The following is a 3,770-nucleotide window of genomic DNA, read 5'->3' on the forward strand; positions in this document are numbered from 1 at the left end:
TCTTGAGCGCTTCAGCCATAGAACTATCTTGCTTTTGACGCAAGACGCGAGAAGGTTTATCGCTCATTTCAACGATCGAGCCAGCGTGAAGAACTTGAATACGGTGTTTTAAAGCGGCATAGGCGGCATGCTGAAATAAAAAAACCTCCAGATCGTCTTGTTTTCCAACTAAAACGATATCGGAGGTTTTGTTGCGTTGCAAAAACGCGAGCGACGCTTCAACCGCCACTTTAGCACCATGATCACAACTCATCGCATCGATTGCGATGCGTCTAGAGTTCGTCATAGCAAGCTGACGACTATCTTAGTCTTCAGCTTTCTCGATGACTTTCTTGCCACGGTAGAAACCGTCAGCAGTCACGTGATGTCGGCGATGCGTTTCACCAGTTGTTGAATCAACTGACAAAGTTTCACCAGTTAGCGCATCGTGTGAGCGACGCATACCACGCTTAGAGCGAGTTTTACGATTTTGTTGAACAGCCATACGTTTCTCCCGAAAGGTGTCTCTCTAACATGCAGAGGAAGCTGTTTTCAGCTCGACCTCAAATTCTCAACTATTTCTTTAGCTTCAAGTCCGTCAGCACGCTAAAAGGGTTGTCCTTTTTAGGGGCGTTTTCAAACTCTTGCGGTTCCTCAATCTGCCTCATCTTGCAATCGTCATGATAAGCGAACATTGGCAAACTCAGGATCAATTCTTCTTCAACCACTTCGTAAACTGGCATCGAGTCGTATTCAACAAGCAGCGGCTCATAATAGCCCGGTAGGTTTTTCGCTTGATCATCGGACAAAACAATGCCCAACTCAAAGTTCGATTCTACCTGCTTTAATACCGGCTCAAGACAACGCTCACACTTTAGCTGGAGAGACGCTGACAAATGCCCTTTCACAACACGCAAGTGCTGCTGATCTCGGCCAAACTCAAGTTTAACCTCAACATCTCCTTCCGACTCAAGTACAATTTCACGCAAACGCTCTAAAGCTTTTTGCGAAATTTGTCCCTCGAGCACCTTGCTTTGGTCCGCATATTTCAGGGGATCAATGGTCTTTGGAAGCGAGTGGTCTGACATAAGCGCGCAATTCTATTGGCGTGACAAGTACTTGTCAAAAGAAAACAGCATTTTTTTAACAATCGTTCAAAGCAGTACACACACTGGCATTTACATCCTAAGCTAGAGCAGAAACGCTTAAACAACAAACCAGACTAATCAAAGACAACCCGATGCGAAAAAATCTCGTTTTAGCCTCATCCAGCAAATATCGAAAAACACTTTTAGAAAAAGTCTTCAAAGACGTTCATAGCATCGCACCGGCAATTGATGAGCGCGCGACTAGAAAAAGCACCCCTCACGAACTTGCCATTGAACTCGGCACTCAAAAAGCAAAATCCGTCGCCAGCATGCTTAAAGGCAACAACCTGATTATTGGGAGTGACCAAGTCGCGATTCTCGACGGCCACCAGCTGCATAAGCCTGGCAATGCAGAGAACAATATTAAGCAGCTGGCGAGCTGCTCGGGTAAAAGGGTGCGTTTCTTTACAAGCGTCTGCCTGCATGATCCAGAGGAAAATACGCTAAGGTGTGACGTTGACGAAACCATCGCCACCTTCAAGCAACTAAGCGAACAAGACATACAGCAATACGTGAGCCGGGAGCCCTCTTACGACTGCGCAGGTGGCTTCAAAGTAGAAGGATTAGGTATCAGCCTGTTTGAGTCAATTGAAACAAGCGATCCGAACGCCCTAGTTGGACTTCCTTTGATCAAGCTATGTAAGCTGCTAGGCGAGTACGGTATTAGCCCTCTCGATTAACTCCGAGAGAGGCTCAACAGAGCGCTACCTCAAGTAGCGCTCTGTGCACGTTTTTCTGATCAAACATCAAAAAAAGACTAGCGCAACTGAAGCGCATTCACGCCTAAGCTAGCAGAAATAGCCTTTCCTGCTGCAACGCCGAGCGATTCCGTAAACTGAGTAAAGGCATCAGGCTTTGACGAAAAATCGACGATCTCTTCCGCTCCGACAATCTCACGCGCAACAAAGCCAGAACTACCTAACCCATCAATAAGACCAAGATCGAGAGCCTGCTCACCATTCCAAATCAAACCGGAAAATAATTCTGGTGCTTCTGAAAGCCGCTCACCTCGACCCTCCCTAACCTTACCAATAAATTGTTGATGCGTACTATCCAAGACCTTACCCCAGAATGCGACCTCTTCTGGGTCCTCCTCACTGAAAGGATCTAAGAAAGACTTATGCTTACCAGACGTATAGTTGCGACGCTCAACACCCAACTCATCCATCGCATCGACAAAGCCAAAACCTGCAGCAGTCACACCAATCGAGCCTACCAGACTCGCCTTATCGGCATAGATTTCATCCGCAGCAGCGGCGATATAATAGGCACCAGACGCACCAAGATCAGTGATCACAGCATAAAGTTTTTTGTCAGGATACAGCACGCGCAGACGCTTGATTTCGTCAAACACATATCCCGACTGAACAGGACTGCCACCCGGACTGTTTATCCTAAGAATGATTGCTTGAGAACCCTCTGCTTCGAAGGCCGCCCTCAGCCCGCTCACGATTACATCTGCGCTCGCCTCTTCCTCATCAGCAATCACTCCTCGCACGTCAACTAACGCCGTATATTGCTCAGCAGTCACCATATTGCTGTCTAGACCATTCGCCATCACACCCAACAAAAAGAATAGATAGAGAAAGGTTAGCAACTTAAAGAAGATACCCCAGCGCCTTGCCCGACGCTGCTCAACACCCAACGTCGCCACGGTTTTCTCAATTAGCTTCCACTCTTTTGAGTCTGCTTTCGCCTCTGCGCCAGACCGACTCGAATCAAATACGTCCAATGATCACTCCTTGTTATTAATAATATCTAGTTGCCCAAAGGCTGCTTGACTGAATCAAGCCATCCTATCAGCTCTCCAATCTCATCAACAATCCGTTTTGGATTATGCTTGAGCAACGCTTCGGTATCATGTACTCCATAACTCACGCCTACACTCGCAGATCCAGCGCGTGCCGCCATCTCCAGGTCAAAGCTCGTATCACCAACCATAAGCATGTTCGACTCGTCGACACCAAAATGCTCGGCTAATTCGTGCAGCATTTGCGGATGCGGTTTTGACTGCGTTTCATCCGCACACCGCTCTATCTCGAAGTACTCTCCTAACCCCGTCTGCTCCTTTGCCATATCGAGACCGCGGCGACTTTTGCCAGTGGCAACAGCAAGTCGATAACCTGCGCCGCGCAAAGATTCAAGCACATCAACCACTCCTGGAAACAGAGATAATTCAGCACCCTCGTTTTGATGAAAGCGCTTTGAATAATGCGCTCGCAATGCATCTATTTGATCAGAGGTGATTTGTGGATATAAATCATACAAAGCTTCTTTCATTCCCAAACCGATAATACTTTTCATTCGGTCGTAGCTCAGCTCGGGAAGATCACAAACCTTTGCCGACTCTGCAATACAAGAAACAATATGACGCTCGGAATCAACCAATGTGCCATCCCAATCAAAGACCACAACCGACCACGACATCTTATTTCAACCCCATCAAAGTAAGCGACTCCTCATAGCGATTATCGTATTCCGCTTCCAGACGAAGCCGACGTTTGCCACCACCAGACTCCGGCAAATCAAACTCAATCGCACGCGCATGCAGCATCAAGCGAGACTTCTCCATTCCGTGCAAATCATCAACTAATGTCTGAATATACTTATCATCCCCTACTATTGGATGTTTCGAAAATGCAG

General features: G+C 47.2%; 5 protein-coding genes and 2 pseudogenes. 1 reads left to right on the forward strand and 6 read right to left on the reverse strand.

Annotated elements, in window-relative coordinates; all coding sequences use genetic code 11:
• From A3750_RS01340 to A3750_RS01350, 3 genes and pseudogenes are all read right to left on the reverse strand, one after another.
• Positions 1-286 (reverse strand): annotated as a pseudogene (locus A3750_RS01340) (phosphate acyltransferase); the annotation flags it as partial.
• 18 nt (positions 287-304) lie between these two features.
• Positions 305-484, reverse strand: a complete 180-nt coding sequence (rpmF, locus tag A3750_RS01345) for a 50S ribosomal protein L32 (protein ID WP_068458532.1) — start codon at positions 482-484, stop codon at positions 305-307.
• 70 nt (positions 485-554) lie between these two features.
• Positions 555-1,067, reverse strand: a complete 513-nt coding sequence (locus A3750_RS01350) for a YceD family protein (protein ID WP_068458531.1) — start codon at positions 1,065-1,067, stop codon at positions 555-557.
• Between the two features lie 152 nt (positions 1,068-1,219).
• On the opposite strand from A3750_RS01350, the gene A3750_RS01355 reads away from it, so the two are divergent.
• Complete coding sequence (locus tag A3750_RS01355) at positions 1,220-1,807, forward strand: nucleoside triphosphate pyrophosphatase (RefSeq protein WP_068466468.1); 588 nt, start codon at positions 1,220-1,222, stop codon at positions 1,805-1,807.
• Positions 1,808-1,884: 77 nt separating this feature from the next.
• Here the strand turns inward: A3750_RS01355 and A3750_RS01360 are convergent, their stop codons facing one another.
• The 3 genes and pseudogenes from A3750_RS01360 to A3750_RS25640 form a co-directional block, all read right to left on the reverse strand.
• Positions 1,885-2,859: a S49 family peptidase gene (locus A3750_RS01360; RefSeq protein ID WP_068452056.1), complete on the reverse strand. Its 975-nt coding sequence runs from the start codon at positions 2,857-2,859 to the stop codon at positions 1,885-1,887.
• Positions 2,860-2,885: 26 nt separating this feature from the next.
• Positions 2,886-3,554 (reverse strand): HAD family hydrolase, encoded by a 669-nt coding sequence (locus A3750_RS01365; RefSeq protein WP_197466150.1) that lies wholly within the window; start codon positions 3,552-3,554, stop codon positions 2,886-2,888.
• Between the two features lies 1 nt (position 3,555).
• Positions 3,556-3,770, reverse strand: a pseudogene (locus tag A3750_RS25640) (hypothetical protein); the annotation flags it as partial.

Source organism: Oleiphilus sp. HI0079 (assembly GCF_001635105.1).